Source organism: Pseudomonas flavocrustae (genome assembly GCF_029872515.1).
Taxonomy (GTDB): Bacteria; Pseudomonadota; Gammaproteobacteria; order Pseudomonadales; family Pseudomonadaceae; genus Chryseomonas; species Chryseomonas aestiva.
The window spans coordinates 1-13,371 of the sequence record NZ_JAPDIQ010000020.1 but is presented as its reverse complement, the minus strand read 5'-3'; the positions used below and the strand labels follow the sequence as shown (position 1 = coordinate 13,371).

Sequence of the window (13,371 nt, the reverse complement as noted above, 5' to 3'; positions counted from 1 at the left end):
GCGATCAGGCGCGGGCGTCGCGCCAGGCCTGGATCAGGAATTCGAAGTTGCTGCGGATCTGCGCGACCAGCGCACGGTCGTCGATCTCGCCGGCCAGCCAGGCCCGACTCGGCTGGGCGAAGATGGTCCGGCCCACGGCGAAGCCCTGGCAGCGCTGGCTGGCGCTGGCCTGACGAAAGCCCTCGGCCAACTCTTCGGCCGGGGCGTTGAGGCCCAGCACCACCACGCCCTGGCAATGGGGATCGCGTTCGGCGATCAACTGGTCGAGTTGCTGCCAGACGGCGGCCGGCTGCGCCTCGATCTTCCACCACTCGGGATAGATGCCCAGGTTGTACAGCCGCTTGATGGCGCGATAGAGCACGTCCGGCCGGCTGGAGGCATGGTTCTTCGGCGGGATGACCTCCAGCAGGAGTTCATGACCGCTGGCCTGGGCCGCTTCATACAGCCCCTTGAGCTGGGCCTCCTGCTCCAGCCGCAGCAGCGGCTCGTCATCGGGGTGGAATTGCACCAGGCACTTGATGATCTGCTCGCTCGGCCAGCTCAGCAGGGTGCTGCCCACCGAGCGACCATGCTCGAAGGCCAGCGGTCGCGAATTCTGCAGCTCCACCGGCCGGGCGATCCACCAGCCACGGCCGCTGGCGGCATTCAGGGCGTCCTGGCCGAAGCGCTCGTCGGCCAGCAGCCCGACGTCGGCGGCCACACCCTGACGCTGCAGGTCCTGCTCGACCTCGGCGATGGCCTGGACGAACAGCTGCTTGAGCGCCGGAATCCGCGCCGGGTCGGCACCCACCTGCTGGGCGCTTTCCACCAGCTGGTAGCGGTGATCGAAGGCGAAGATGAACAGCGGCTGCCACTGGCGGCGCCGCGTGCTGACCCGGTGCAGCCGGGTCAGCACCGGATCGAGGTCGGGCCGGGTGATGGGTACCGGACTGTGGTTGAGGTAGTCCAGCTCGGCCAGGGTCGGCATGGCCGGGGCGCAGCCATGGCGCGACACCACCAGCCCGCCGCAGGCATTGGCCAGCCGGCAGCATTCGGCATCGTTGCCGCCGGTCAGCCAGCCGCGCAGGAAGCCGGACATGAAGGCATCGCCCGCACCCAGCACATTGAGCACCTCGACGCGGATGCCGCGATGGATCTCGCCTTCCTCGAGACGTGCCGGAATGGCACCATGGATCACCGTGCAGCCCTGGGCGCCAAGCTTGACCACCAGGGTCGCCGCGGTCACCTGGCGGACCCGGCGCAGGGCGGTGAGCAGGTCTTCGCTGCCCCCGGCGATCTGGAATTCCTCTTCGGTGCCCACCACCAGGTCGAAGCGCGGCAGGATGCGCTGCACATGGGCGCTGACCTCGGCACTGGCGATGAAGCGGGTCTCGCCATCGGCCTTGCCGGTCAGCCCCCAGAGCACCGGGCGGTAGTCGATGTCCAGCACCCGCTTCACGCCGTTGCGCTCGGCGTAGTCCAGCGCCCGGCTGCTGGCCTGGAACACCCCCTCGGTGGAGAAGTGGGTACCGGTGATCAACAGTGCCTTGGCGCTGGCGATGAAGGCCTCGTCGATGTCGTCCGCGCCCAGCGCCATGTCGGCGCAATTCTCGCGATAGAACACCAGGGGAAAGGTCTCGCGGTCCTTGATGCCCAGCAGCACCAGGGCGGTGAGGCGCTCGCGATCCACCTGGATGCCGCGGGTGTCGCAGCCTTCCTGCGCCAGCGTCCGGCTCAGGAAGCGGCCCATGTGGTCGTCGCCGACCCGGGTCAGCATCGCCGACTTCAGCCCCAGGCGCGCGGTGCCGAAGGCGATGTTGGCGGAGGATCCCCCCAGGTACTTGGCGAAGCTGCTGACATCTTCCAGTGGCGCCCCGATCTGCTGCGCATAGAGGTCGACGCCCAGTCGCCCCAGGCAGATGACGTCCAACTGGCGCCCGCTGGCGAAGAAATGATCACCCATGGGTGGCTCCTGCTTATTGTTATCGGCCAACCGCGCGGACCCGAGGGGCCGAACGTGTGAGTGAGCTCAGGCTAGAACGACGCCGCGGACAAATCAACAAATTTTCCACATGAGATTTTATGGAATTTAATTTCCATAACTGGCGTACACTGCGCCTGCCGTCCCACTTCGACGCCGCCCGGCGAATGGGTTAAGTTGCCGGCACAAGAATCCCTACCGCGAGATTGCCCATGTCCTCCGACTCCCCGGCCGACGACCCCCTCAGCAGCGCGCCGCTGGCCGATCCGCCCGGCAACGTCGAGCAGTTGCTGGCCTGCATCGCCCGTGACTACGAGGCCCTGCCACGCCAGCTGAAACGGGTGGCCGCCTATGTCAGCCAGCAGAGCGACAGGGTCATGGTCGATCGCATCAGCGACATCGCCGGGCAGTGCGAGGTGCATCCCTCGGCCATCGTGCGCTTCTCCCAGCGCTTCGGCTTCAAGGGCTTCAGCGAGATGCAGGCGCTGTTTCGCGAGGCCTACACCCACAAGACCACGCCGGTACAGAACTACCAGCAGCGCATCCGCAGCATGATCGCCAACAAGAGCCAGCGCGCCAGCAGCGGCGATCTGGCCCGCGAGTGCATCAACGCCACCCGCTCGGGCCTGGATCGACTGGCCGAGGAACTGGACGACGCCGCCTTCGACAAGGCCGTCGACCTGCTGGTGAACGCCGAGAACATCTATGTGGTGGGGGTGCGCCGCTCCTTCGCCGTGGCCGACTACCTGGTCTACAACCTGCAGCACACCAACAAGCGCATCCACCTCATCACCGGCCTGGGTGGCGGCTATCGCGAACAGATGCGCAGCATCGCCCAGGGCGATCTGCTGATCGCCATCAGCTTCAGCCCCTACGGCAAGGAAAGTCAGCAGTGCGTGCGCATCGCCCAGCACCACAAGGCCAAGACGCTGATCATCACCGACAGCAATCTCTCGCCCCTGGCCAAGCGCGCCGATGCCCTGCTGCTGGTCAACGAAGGCAGTGCCTTCGCCTTCCGGTCGCTGAGTGCCACCCTCTGCCTGTGCCAGGCGCTGTTCCTGGCCCTGGGCTATCGCCTGGAGCTGAAGATGGACGAGATCCAGCTGCCGCTGGACGAGGACGACTAGCCGAACCGGCCCCGGCGGGGCCGCGCAAACGCTTGATCGACAAACAGAAATTTCTTGAGCAGAAGGCTTGACAGCCACCGGCGCCTTGCCAATAATGCGCGCCTCGGATGGCTACGTAGCTCAGCTGGTTAGAGCATAGCATTCATAATGCTGGGGTCCGGGGTTCAAGTCCCTGCGTAGCCACCACCTATTTCCAAGGGTCAGCGTAAGCTGACCCTTTTTTATTGCCCACGAAAAAGCGCACCGCGGCACCGCTTTTAGTCCCCTCTCCCTCCGGGAGAGGGCTAGGGTGAGGGCCCCGCCGCTCCCTTCCCTGAACAGCCTTCCCGCCCCCGAAGAGTCCAGCAGAAGCAGACCCAAGCCGCAGGCAGCACCGCTCTGCGTGCCCTCTCCCGCCGGGAGAGGGTCAGGGTGAAGGCCCCGCCCCACTCTTTCTCCTGGACAGCCTTCCCGCCCCGAAGAGTCCAGCAGAGGCCCACCCAAGCCACAGGTAGCACCGCTCCTCGTCCCCTCTCCCCTCGGGAGAGGGCCAGGGTGAGGGCCCCTTCCCACCAAATCTCAGCCTCACCCCATGAAAAAGCCCGGCCTAAGCCGGGCTCAATCACCGCGCAACACGCTTACAGGGCGACCTTCTGCTTGCTCTCCAGCTCCTCCGCAGCAGCCGCGTCCTGGGTCTCGATGGACTGCACCAGCGCCTTGGAGCTGAAGGCCCGCAGGTCGCGCAGGAAGTTGTCCCGCCAGGAAGCCAGATCCGCTTTGCGGATCACCCGCATCATGTCTTCGTAGCGCGATTTGCGCTCTTCGAGCGGCATGCGCAGCGCCCGGTCCAGCGCCTCGGCCATGCCGACATGGTCATAGGGATTCACGATCAACGCCGAATTGAGTTCGCGCGCCGCACCGGCGAAGCGCGACAGCACCAGCACGCCCGGATTTTCCGGATCCTGGGCCGCCACGTATTCCTTGGCCACCAGGTTCATGCCATCGCGCAACGGCGTCACCAGGCCGACGTCGGAGGAGCGGAACAGCCCCATCACCGTGCGTCGGTCGTAGCTCTTGTTCAGGTAGCGGATCGGCGTCCAGTCCAGCTCAGAGAAATGGCCGTTGATATGGCCGGCATGGCTCTCCAGCTGACGCCGGATGTTCTGGTAGGAGACCACGTCCGCCCGAGACGAGGGCGCGATCTGCACGAATTGCACCGCCCGGTGATGCTCGGGGAAATGCTCCAGCAGTTTTTCGAACGCCTGGAAGCGCTCCACCAGCCCCTTGGAATAGTCGAGGCGGTCGACGCTGACGATGGTCTTGTAGGGCACGCCCTCGATGCTGCGCGAGATGAACTGGCGCCGCGTGCGATAGGACTCGGCCTGCTTCTGGATGACGTCTGGCATTACGCCGATGGGATAGACGCCGACCCGGAAGTTATGACCGTAGGCGGTCAGGCTGCCGTCCTTCTCCAGCACGCCACGCACCTCGCGGGTGATGTAGTCCTGGAAGGCCATTTGGTCGGTATCGGTCTGGAAGCCGATCAGGTCATAGAAGCACAGGGTCTTGAGCAATTCGTTGTGCGGCGGGATGGCGGTGAGGATCTCCGGCGCCGGGAAGGGAATGTGCAGGAAGAACCCGATGCGGTTGCGAATGCCCAGCATGCGGCAGGCTTCGGCGAAGGGAATCAGGTGGTAGTCGTGCACCCAGATGATGTCATCGGGCTTGAGCAAGGGCTTCAGGCGCTCGGCCATGGCCATGTTGACGCGTCGATAGCCGTCGTACTCTTCACGGTTGTAACGCGCCAGGTCGATTCGATAATGGAAGATCGGCCAGAGGGTGGCGTTGGAAAAGCCGCGGTAGTAGTGGTCGTAGTCGCGCTTGGTCAGGCCGAAGGTCACATAGTCGATATTGTCCTTGGTCTGGGTCTTGGCCGGCCCGTTCTCCTTGACCGTATCGCCATTCCAGCCGAACCAGATGCCACCCGACTTGCGCAGGGCGTCCAGGACACCCACCGCCAGACCACCCGCGGTCGCCTTGCCTTCCTCGATCGGGGCCACCCGATTCGATACCACCACTAAACGGCTCATCCTAGTCTCCTTGCTTATAGTGTGGCGCGAGGTCACGGCTCAGCTGCTGCAGCCAGAGGGCTACCGCTTCCACCGAAGGCAGGCGGGTCTTGGCGACCGTCTCCCCCTCCCCTACCTTGACGGTCAGACCGCCTCGCGCATTGACGACAGTGAACCCCTCTTCATCGGTGCGATCGTCACCGAGAAACACCGGCAGGCAGCCGGCAAAGGGTTCCAGTTCGAGAAAACGGGCGATGGCCTCACCCTTGCTCGCCGCAGCGGGCTTGAGTTCGAAGACGCACTTGCCCGGCTGCAACTTGAATTCGGGATGGTCGGCGGCGATGCCTTCAGCCAGTTCGCGAACCAGGGCTTCCTTGTCCGGCGCCTGGCGATAGTGCAGGGCGAAGGCCACGCTCTTGCGTTCGAGCAGCAGGTCCGGATGCGCCGCCAGTGCGGTCTCCAGGCGCCGACCGACGTGCGCCAGCATCTCCGCATCCAGGCTCACCCGATGGATCTCGCCCTGGGGATCGCGCCACTCGGCGCCATGGACGCCAGCCGCTGGCAGCCGCAGCGGCGCCGTGAAGCCGTCGATCTCCGCCAGCGGCCGCCCGGAAACCACGGCGACGCCATGGTGGCGCGCCAGCTGTTCAAGGGCAGCGAGGGTTTCGGCGGGAATGAAAACCTGCTCCGGACGTGGCTGCAATTCTGCCAGGGTGCCATCCAGATCGAAGAAGAAGGCCAGCGGCTGGCCCGATGAGGTGAGGCTGTCGAGGTCGATCATGGAAGGTACGACTGCCGGGTCATCGTATGGTTCGTTCACATCTTCCGGCGGTGCCGAGGAATTCCCCTTGCCGGCGCGTAGTCGGATTCAGGGAGATGCTCTAGCAGCCCTGCCTTTGGAGACCACCATGAACAAGCCCGACATCACCAAGACCCCCGAAGAGATCGACGACATTCAGGACCGCATGGGCGACATGCGCGAACTCGACTTCAGCGATCGCAAGGACGAGCGCGGTGGTCGCATCGGCGACGAAATGGACGCGCGCGACTATGAAGGCCAGTTTCCCGAAGAGCGCGTGCGCCAGGCCGGCATGACCGGCGGCGAAACCCTGGATCATCAGCCGACGATGGACGACGCCAGCCCCGAGACCCTGCTGGACGAAACCGGCGCGCGCTCGCCGACCGACTACGGCGATGCCTGGCCGAACGACAAGGAACTGAGCGTGGTCGAGGACAACGACATCGGCGGCGGCTCCGGTCAGGACGAAGCCGAACTCGGTCGCAGCCATCCGCTGGATGGCGAGGCCTGGGACGGCGAGGCCGACGCCCCCAACGAAGCCGAGACCCAGCGAGAGGCCCGCTACGCCGATCTGGATGCGAACGACGAAGACCTCGCCGGCGACACCAGCCTGGATCTGGACGAAAAGCGCGCCGATCACTGAGGCCGCTGACGGCCTAGTCGAGCAGCGTACAGGCCATCACCAGCGCATCTTCCCGGCCGCCGACCGCGGGATAATAGTCCCGCCGGCGGCCGATCTCGTTGAAGCCATAGCGTTCGTACAGCCGATAGGCCGACTGATTGCTGGCGCGTACCTCCAGGAAACACTCGTTGGCCTTGGCCTTGCGCGCTTCCTGCAGCAGGTGTTCCAGCAGCCGCAGGCCGAGTCCCCGGCCCTGGCTTTCCGGCTTGATGGTGATATTGAGCAAATGGGCCTCGTCGAGAATGACGTTGATCACCCCGTGCCCCACCTGCTGCTCGCCAGCCGTCATCACCCAGCAATCGTAGGACCTGAGCGCATCGGTGAAGATGCCGCGGGTCCAGGGATGGCTGAAGGCCTGATATTCGATCTTCAATACCGTGTTCAGATCGGCCTCGGTCATCCGCCGAAAGCTCACCGCATCGTTCATTGCCGTTCCATCCAGCGGCGCCGCAACGGGCGCATGGCTTGCCAGAGCGCGGCCTTGGCGGCCGGCTCTTCCATCAGGATATCCAGTCCCGGCACCAGCCAGGCCGGGCCCAGGGCGGTGTCCCGCTCCACCCCCGTGAGCTGCGCATCCTCGACCCCGCTGCAGCGTCGCGCGGCCACACCGATCAGCCAGAGTCCCAGGCCCTCGCCCAGGCGCTCCTGGTGCCCCGAGACGAAGCTCTGCACGAATTCAGCGGCCGCCGCCGGCCCCTGGTCGAGTTGACCGTTGTTGAGCAGTGGCCAGCGAATGGGCTCTTCACTGACGATCCGCGGCGTGTCCGGCAGGCCGGCAGCGCGCAGCAGATCCCGGAGCAGCAGGTAGGCCGGATCCCGCACCCCCAGGGTATCGCCGGTAGGCAACTCCAGCAGCAGCAGGCAGCGCCCGGCCTGCAACAACTGCAAGGCGAAACGGGGCGCCGGCTCCCGCGCTGGCGGCGGCGCACGTTCCGGTTCCGGCTCGGCCACGGGGGGCGCAGCCGGCTTCAACGCCGCAGGTCGCGGGATCTCGATGCGCGGCCGATTCGCCGGCGGTGCCTCGGCTACCGCAGCGGCCGGCGCGGTCTTGGCCACCGGCTCCGGGCGTACCACCCGAGCCACGACAGGCGCCGCTTCCGGCTCCTCGACCCACAGGGCTTCCGGGCGCGAAGGCGCGGCGAAGGGCAACACCGTGCGCGGCACCCAGACATCCAGCTGCAACGCCTGCAGATAGGCGCGACGACGCGCCTCGGCGGCAAGCGAGGGGCTGGTGGAAGGGGCGGGGTCGGACATGGGCGGATCCTAAGAGCCTGCGCTGTTACGCGGCGGGATTATGCGGGGCGGCATTGTCGCGCGGATCGCCGCGGATCGAAAGGCCGCCCTGCCCATCGGTCCCACCGGGGTCACATCGAAGGCTCTGGCGTCTGGAGTACAATGGCGCTTTTGTCTGGTGCGGTCCCCGCCATGATCGACCCCAAACGCGTCCTGCGTACCCTCGCAGAACACTGGCACCTCATCGACCCGCTGTGCGCCCACTTCGATAGCGGCACCCTGGGCCTGGCCGAGTTGCGTGCCCGCCTGGCCGAGCAGCTGCTCGAGCGCAGGCCGGCCGACCTCACCGCCCTGCTCGACACCTGGATCCGCCTGGACATCCTGGTGCCGGTGGCCAAGAGTCCCAATCGCTTCGAGCTCAATGGTCAGATCCACGACTTCCTCGGCTATCTCAGACGCGAACACCGGCTGGGCCTGTGCCTGGAGATCGAAGCCTACCTGCGCCACCTGGAACGCCTCGCCGGTCACATCCGCGAAGCCTTCGACAATCGCGACGGCCCGGACCTCGTCCGCCAGCTGCGCCTGCTCGACATGCGCGTGCGCGATGTCCTCAAGAAGCTGGCCAACGATGGCCATGCCCTGGAAGGCGTCGCCGAGCGCGCCAAGACCAGCGATCGCCAGATCCCCCTGCGCCAGCGTTATGCCGAGGTGCTGGCCACCTGGGATGAATACGTCGAGCCGATGATCCAGCTGGTGGCCGCCGACGGCGCCTTCGAACGGGGTGTCCACCGCGTCGAGCAGGTGCTCCTGCACCTGCTGGGCGAACAGCAGCGCCTCGGCCACCTGGTCGACGACGACCTGTTGCTGCGCACCCAGGCGCGCATCCTGGAGATGCACAACGCCGCCCAGCTGGCCCTGCGTCGTGCCCGCGAATTGCTGCTGCCGCTGCGCGAGGAAGCGCGCCGGCACAATGCCGTGACCCGGGGCGCCGCCCTGGCCCTGGCCACCATCCGCCGCAAGGGCCTCGACGCCGTACCCCAGGCCGCCCTGCCGCTGTTCAGCCGGCCGCAGAGTGTCTTTCTCGGCACCACCGCCCAGGTTGAAAGCTATGTCTACGCCCTGGCCCGCTTCGAGCCCAAGCCGGCGCGCTTTCCCAGCCAGGCCAATCGGCCGCGCGACAGCGAGCGCCCGGCGGCGCCCCGCACCGCCCGCGAGATGCTTGATCTCTGCCAGGACGCCCTGCCGCTGCCCGACCTCATGGCCTGGTTGCTGGAGCAGGAGCCGGCCGGCGATACCGACGAGCTGCTCTACTGGTTCTCGCGCCTGTCCCGCGATGCGCGCTTCCAGCGCCAGCGCCTGGACCGCCGCCACTACGACACCCTCGAACACCGCGTCAGCCTGTGCTCCTACGCCCTGACCGCCCGATCTCCCGCGAGCGACGCCCATGCAACTTGACCTCAATGAAATGACCCAGCTCGCGCCCATCTTCCGCGAGCTGTTCAAGGGCTATCACCTGTCCCGCAGCGAGCCCGAGAGCTATGCCCAGCTCAGCCAGCAGCAGGACCAGTACCGCGCGCTGTTCCGCGCCCTCGGCTTCGAACTGGTCTGCGATCCGCGCGGCTTCTACTACTTCGTGCCCGAGCAGATGGGCACCCAGGTCAACAAGACCGCCCAGCGCCTGGCGCTGTTCACCTTCATCCTGGTCGAGCACCTGGCCGACCAGGGTCGCGATCCGCTGGCCGTGCTCGATGGCGGTACCCTGGGCCGCCACGAACTGCCGGCGCTGCTGGACAAGTACCGCGACCTCTTCCTGCAGGCCGAGGTCACCACCCAGGAAGAGCTGGAGGAAAAGATCCTGCGCCGCCTGACCCAGCTCGGCTTCGCCCTGGACAGCAACGGCACCTACCGTTTCCTGCCGCCCATGCACCGCTTCCTCGATGTCTGCCTGACCGTGCAACAGGATCGCGACCTGGCCGCCGGCCTGCATGCCAGCGACCTGCCACTGCCGACGCCGACCCTCGCCAGCGACGAAGACGGCACCGCGCAGGAAGGCGCCGACGAGGATGACGAAGAGGCCGCCCTGGCCCGCGCCATCGCCGCAGAACGGGAGTTCGACCTATGATCCGCTACGGCATCAGCCGCTTCGCCCTGCTCAACACCGCCGGCTACAGCCTCGGCCTCTTTCCGCTGGAACAGCCGCTGTCGGTCTACGGGGCCAACAACCTGGGCAAGAGCGCCTCGATCAACGCCTTGCAATTCCCCATCCTGGCGCGGCTCTCCGACATGAGCTTCGGCAAGTACAGCAACGAGCAGTCGCGCAAGTTCTACTTCGCCACCGACACCAGCTACATCCTCATCGAGCTGCGCCTGGCCCACGGCCCCCACGTCATCGGCGTGGCCGGTCGCGGCCCGGGGGGCGGCTTCGGTCACCAGTTCTTCGCCTATGCCGGCGAACTGGACCTGGCCCACTACCAGCGCGACGGCGCCTGCCTGCGCCAGCGCGAGCTGTTCGCCAGCCTGGAACGCGCCGGCCATAAGGCCTATGAGGTCAAGCCCGACGAATTGCGCCGCCTGCTGGTCGGCGGCCATACCAGCATCCCCCTGGACCTGACGCTGATTCCGCTGCGATCCACCAGCGAACAGAGTCTCAAGACCTTCCGCGCCCTGTTCATCAACCTGCTGCACATGCGCGAGATCACCGCGGCCAAGCTCAAGCAGCTGTTTCTCGATGCCTTCGAGCACAGCCTGAGATCCGGCAGCGTCGACTACATCGCCGCCTGCGAGGAAGCCTTCCGCGATGTCCGCCGCATGGAGCAGGACTACCAGGCGCTGGTCGCCGCCGGCCCGCTGGTGGAAGCCCTGGCCAATGGCGTCGAACAGCGCGATCGCCTGAGGGGCAAGCTGCATCGCCTCTCGCCCCTGCTCGACAGCCTGCTCGGCAGCTGGCAGCACTATGCCCTCGACCGCCGCGACGAACTCCTGGCCCAGACCGAACACTATCGCCAGGAGCAGGATGGCCTGCAGCAGAGCCAGCGCGACGGCACCAGCGAATTGATGCGCCGCGAGCGCGAGATCAGCAGCCTGCAGCGCTGGCTCGCCGAGCTGGCCCAGCTCAAGCACCGCTTCGCCCTGGTGGAGTCCACCGCTCCCCTCGAAGCCCAGCTGCTGGCCGCCAAGGACGCCCACGACGAACTCGCCGGCGCCCTGTCCCAGGCCAGTCAGTTCAGCAGCGAAGACCTCGACCAGCGTGTCCGCGAACTGGAGCAGCGCCTCAAGGGGATTCGCCAGCAACTCGACCACGCCGACAACAACAGCTATGCTCGCCTGCGTGAAGAATTCAGCCAGGCCGACGTCGACCGCCTGATGCGGCTGTTCAACGGCCAGCTGTTCAGCCTGCCGCTCGGCCCCAGGGGTGTCGAACTGGCGGAAGACGGCAGTTGGGTAAAGACCTTCGAAGGCATCCTGGCGCGTTTCCAGGGCGATCGCCTCGAATTGCCGGGCCTGTCCCTCGACCTCTCGGGGATCGAGCCACCCACCCTGCAGGCCCTGGCCGATCGCGCCGCGCTGCGTGACCAGAAGGACCGTCTGGAGCGCGAGCTCAAGCAACTCAAGGCCCAGCAGGGCGTCAGCGTCGATCGCCAGGCCAGCAAGGCCCAGGCGGAGGTGCTCTACCAGCAGGTACTGGATGCGCAAAAGGCCCTGGAAGACTTCCGTCGCTGCCAGACCCTCGGTGCCGAGGAAAACGAAAAGCTCGAACAGCTGGCCCAGCTGGAAGCCGCCCAGGACGAACTGAGACGCGCCGGCGATGCCTTCACCGAACGTGTCCAGCAACTCTCCGCCAGGCTGCAACTGATTGGCCGCCAGCTCGCCGACCTGGAAGCCAGGGACCGTACCCTGGCCGACGCCCTGCGCCGCCGCCAGCTGCTGCCCACCGACCTGCCCCCGGGCACGCCCTTCATGGAAGCGGTGGACGATTCCCTGGAGAACCTGCTGCCGCTGCTCAACGACTACCAGGACAGCTGGCAGGCCCTGCAGCGCGCGGACACCCAGATCGAGGCGCTCTATGCCCAGGTCCGCCTCAAGGGCGTCGCCAAGTTCGACAACGAGGAAGATCCCGAGCGCCGCCTGCAGCTGCTGGTGAATGCCTATGCCCATCGCCAGGACGAAGCCCTGACCCTGGCCAAGGCCCGCCGCGCTGCCGTCACCGACATCGCCCGGACGCTGAGAAACATCCGCAGCGACTACGACAACCTCGAACACCAGCTGCAGCTGTTCAACCGCGAGATCAATCGCAAGCAGGTCTCCAACCTGGAGAGCTTCCGCATCGTCCTGGCGCCCAATAAGGAAGCGCTCAAGCACATCGACCAGATCATCCACAGCGCAGGTCAGTACGAGGAAGGCGAGACCCTCTCGGTCTTCGATCTCACCCAGGACAGCAGCCAGGACCAGAAGAACGAGGATGCCAAGGAATACCTGGCACGCCTGGTGGCCGCCAACGGCAACCAGCTCGGCCTCAAGGACCTCTTTGAGTTGGCCTTCGAGATCACCAAGCAGGGCGGCCAGCCGATTCTGCACACCGACATCGACGGCGCCGCCTCCAACGGCACCACCATGACCATCAAGGCACTCACCAACATGTACCTGTTGCTGCACCTGATGGACCGGGAGCAGGCCGCCAAGATCCGCCTGCCCTACTACCTGGACGAAGCCGCCGACATCGACGAACGCAACCAGCAGGCGCTGATCGAAACCAGTCAGCAACTGGGCTTCGTGCCCATCCTGGCCAGCGTCAAGCCCCAGGTCAGCGCCCAGGTCGCCATCGACCTCGAAGGCGGCAGCGGCCCCGGTGGCATCTACATCGACGAAGCCGACTGGAAATACATCGCCAAACGCGACCTGGCTCTGCCCGAACCCGCTTGAGCCCCCTTCAGAACGCAAAAAGCCCGGCACATGCCGGGCTTTTTCCTGCTCGCGTAACGCCGCCTTAGGTGCTGCGGTAGGTTGGGCTGAGCCTGGCGAAGCCCAACATCCATACTCCAGCCTTGCCCCCCTCACCGCCTCGCCGCCGTTCGCTTGATGCCTGCAACGGACCTCATCGTTGGGCTTCGCTGCGCTCAGCGCCAACCTACGATGATTCTGTGCCGTGCTTCCAACACAACAGCCCGGCGCAGCCGGGCTGTTGGGGCTCTTGGGCTCTTGCGGACGTAAAGCTGCACCTGCCTAGCAGGCACTGCTCCAACGTCGCCGCCGCGCCCTTTGGTCCCCTCTCCCCCCGGGAGAGGGCTAGGGTGAGGGCACCCTCAGCGACGCCACTTCAGGCTTCCGTTAGCCGATTAGCCGATTGCCCGCTCCCAGCACTCAAGCGCCCTGACGCCCGGCCAAACTTTCCTCGCCCCAAAGACAACACCCCCGCCAGAATGAACTGAGCGGGGGTGCTGGGTGTTAGGCGCTTGACGATGACCTACTCTCACATGGGGAAACCCCACACTACCATCGGCGATGCATCGTTTCACTTCTGAGTT

General features: G+C 66.1%; 10 protein-coding genes, 1 tRNA gene and 1 rRNA gene. 6 read left to right on the top strand and 6 right to left on the bottom strand.

Going from position 1 to position 13,371, the window contains the following annotated elements:
- Nucleotides 1–4: 4 nt before the first annotated feature.
- Entirely contained in the window at nt 5–1,942 is a 1,938-nt protein-coding gene (locus tag OMP44_RS24550; RefSeq protein ID WP_280311553.1) for a bifunctional 5-dehydro-2-deoxygluconokinase/5-dehydro-2-deoxyphosphogluconate aldolase, read from the bottom strand.
- A 230-nt stretch (nt 1,943–2,172) separates the two neighbouring features.
- Between OMP44_RS24550 and OMP44_RS24545 the strand changes: the two genes are divergently transcribed.
- Both OMP44_RS24545 and OMP44_RS24540 read left to right on the top strand, forming a co-directional pair.
- Nucleotides 2,173–3,087 carry a MurR/RpiR family transcriptional regulator gene (locus OMP44_RS24545; protein ID WP_133861591.1) on the top strand — a complete coding sequence of 305 codons (915 nt, stop codon included), beginning with the start codon at nt 2,173–2,175 and terminating at the stop codon, nt 3,085–3,087.
- A 109-nt stretch (nt 3,088–3,196) separates the two neighbouring features.
- Nucleotides 3,197–3,273 (top strand) — tRNA-Met (locus tag OMP44_RS24540).
- A 431-nt stretch (nt 3,274–3,704) separates the two neighbouring features.
- On the opposite strand, the gene otsA is transcribed toward OMP44_RS24540, so the two are convergent.
- A complete protein-coding gene (otsA, locus tag OMP44_RS24535; RefSeq protein ID WP_280311552.1) occupies nt 3,705–5,156 on the bottom strand; it encodes an alpha,alpha-trehalose-phosphate synthase (UDP-forming) in 1,452 nt (483 codons plus the stop codon).
- Nucleotide 5,157: 1 nt separating this feature from the next.
- Nucleotides 5,158–5,916: a trehalose-phosphatase gene (otsB, locus tag OMP44_RS24530; protein WP_133861593.1), complete on the bottom strand. Its 759-nt coding sequence runs from the start codon at nt 5,914–5,916 to the stop codon at nt 5,158–5,160.
- A 127-nt stretch (nt 5,917–6,043) separates the two neighbouring features.
- On the opposite strand from otsB, the gene OMP44_RS24525 reads away from it, so the two are divergent.
- On the top strand, nt 6,044–6,577 hold the full coding sequence (locus OMP44_RS24525) for a hypothetical protein (RefSeq protein WP_280311551.1): 534 nt from the start codon (nt 6,044–6,046) through the stop codon (nt 6,575–6,577).
- Between the two features lie 13 nt (nt 6,578–6,590).
- On the opposite strand, the gene rimI is transcribed toward OMP44_RS24525, so the two are convergent.
- On the bottom strand, nt 6,591–7,043 hold the full coding sequence (gene rimI, locus OMP44_RS24520; RefSeq protein WP_133861595.1) for a ribosomal protein S18-alanine N-acetyltransferase: 453 nt from the start codon (nt 7,041–7,043) through the stop codon (nt 6,591–6,593).
- A complete protein-coding gene (locus tag OMP44_RS24515) occupies nt 7,040–7,870 on the bottom strand; it encodes an energy transducer TonB (RefSeq protein ID WP_280311550.1) in 831 nt (276 codons plus the stop codon). The genes rimI and OMP44_RS24515 overlap by 4 nt, the downstream gene beginning before the upstream one ends.
- Nucleotides 7,871–8,041: 171 nt before the next feature.
- On the opposite strand from OMP44_RS24515, the gene mksB reads away from it, so the two are divergent.
- From mksB to mksF, 3 genes are read left to right on the top strand one after another with little or no spacing between them, the layout of a single operon-like run.
- On the top strand, nt 8,042–9,304 hold the full coding sequence (mksB, locus tag OMP44_RS24510; RefSeq protein WP_280311549.1) for an Mks condensin complex protein MksB: 1,263 nt from the start codon (nt 8,042–8,044) through the stop codon (nt 9,302–9,304).
- Nucleotides 9,294–9,971 carry an Mks condensin complex protein MksE gene (mksE, locus tag OMP44_RS24505; protein WP_280311548.1) on the top strand — a complete coding sequence of 226 codons (678 nt, stop codon included), beginning with the start codon at nt 9,294–9,296 and terminating at the stop codon, nt 9,969–9,971. The genes mksB and mksE overlap by 11 nt, the downstream gene beginning before the upstream one ends.
- Nucleotides 9,968–12,769, top strand: coding sequence for an Mks condensin complex protein MksF (gene mksF / locus OMP44_RS24500; RefSeq protein ID WP_280311547.1), 2,802 nt, complete (start codon nt 9,968–9,970; stop codon nt 12,767–12,769). The genes mksE and mksF overlap by 4 nt, the downstream gene beginning before the upstream one ends.
- A 528-nt stretch (nt 12,770–13,297) precedes the next feature.
- Here the strand turns inward: mksF and rrf are convergent.
- Nucleotides 13,298–13,371 (bottom strand): 5S ribosomal RNA (rrf, locus tag OMP44_RS25205); the annotation flags it as partial.

What these genes read in the sequence shown, in the direction of transcription:
- mksB (WP_280311549.1), top strand. Translation starts at nt 8,042, where the DNA reads ATGATCGACCCCAAACGCGTCCTGCGTACCCTCGCAGAACACTGGCAC.
- otsA (WP_280311552.1), bottom strand. Translation starts at nt 5,156, where the DNA reads ATGAGCCGTTTAGTGGTGGTATCGAATCGGGTGGCCCCGATCGAGGAA.
- OMP44_RS24550 (WP_280311553.1), bottom strand. Translation starts at nt 1,942, where the DNA reads ATGGGTGATCATTTCTTCGCCAGCGGGCGCCAGTTGGACGTCATCTGC.
- OMP44_RS24525 (WP_280311551.1), top strand. Translation starts at nt 6,044, where the DNA reads ATGAACAAGCCCGACATCACCAAGACCCCCGAAGAGATCGACGACATT.
- rimI (WP_133861595.1), bottom strand. Translation starts at nt 7,043, where the DNA reads ATGAACGATGCGGTGAGCTTTCGGCGGATGACCGAGGCCGATCTGAAC.
- mksE (WP_280311548.1), top strand. Translation starts at nt 9,294, where the DNA reads ATGCAACTTGACCTCAATGAAATGACCCAGCTCGCGCCCATCTTCCGC.
- otsB (WP_133861593.1), bottom strand. Translation starts at nt 5,916, where the DNA reads ATGATCGACCTCGACAGCCTCACCTCATCGGGCCAGCCGCTGGCCTTC.
- OMP44_RS24545 (WP_133861591.1), top strand. Translation starts at nt 2,173, where the DNA reads ATGTCCTCCGACTCCCCGGCCGACGACCCCCTCAGCAGCGCGCCGCTG.
- OMP44_RS24515 (WP_280311550.1), bottom strand. Translation starts at nt 7,870, where the DNA reads ATGTCCGACCCCGCCCCTTCCACCAGCCCCTCGCTTGCCGCCGAGGCG.
- mksF (WP_280311547.1), top strand. Translation starts at nt 9,968, where the DNA reads ATGATCCGCTACGGCATCAGCCGCTTCGCCCTGCTCAACACCGCCGGC.